We start from the raw sequence: 534 nt of genomic DNA on the forward strand, positions 1-534 counted from the left end.
CCGCGACGTCCAGCGCCACAGGCGGCGTGCCCAGCGGGTGGACCAGCGCCAGGCCCGCCAGCGCACCACCGGCGGCCAGCAGGGCGCGGCGCTCGGCGGGGCTCACCGGCGGGCGAAGGGCCGCGTCGGGCGCGGCGACGGCGAGCGCCACGAGCACCGCCGCCACGACACCGGCCCACGCGGCGGCGGCCGGCGGCTCCGCGCCCAGCACCAGCCCGGCCGCGAGCGCCGCGACCGTGGTCGCGGCGGCGGCGAGGACGACGAGCAGCGGCCCGGCGCGGCGGGTGCCTGCCCGGGCGGCGACCAGCGCGGCGGCACCGGCCAGGGTGGCGGGCACGCTGAGCTCCTCGACGGTCCAGGCCAGGACGACGGCGGAGACGCCGCTCGTGCACGCGCCGGCGAGCAGGATGACGCCGGCGGCCGCGGGCGCCTCCCGGCGCCGCAGCGCGACCGCGGCGGCCGTCGCACCCGAGGCGACGACGACCAGCCCGGCGGCGGGATCATCCCCGACGCGGACATCCCCGAGCTCGAGCG

1 pseudogene is annotated in these 534 nt (G+C 82.6%); it reads right to left on the reverse strand.

The window, feature by feature from the left end:
- Positions 1-534, reverse strand: a pseudogene (locus ACFP6A_RS14410) (hypothetical protein); the annotation flags it as partial.

Origin of the sequence: Quadrisphaera sp. GCM10027208, from assembly GCF_042658805.1 — a bacterium.
In the GTDB taxonomy this organism is placed as follows: domain Bacteria; phylum Actinomycetota; class Actinomycetes; order Actinomycetales; family SCSIO-59966; genus SCSIO-59966.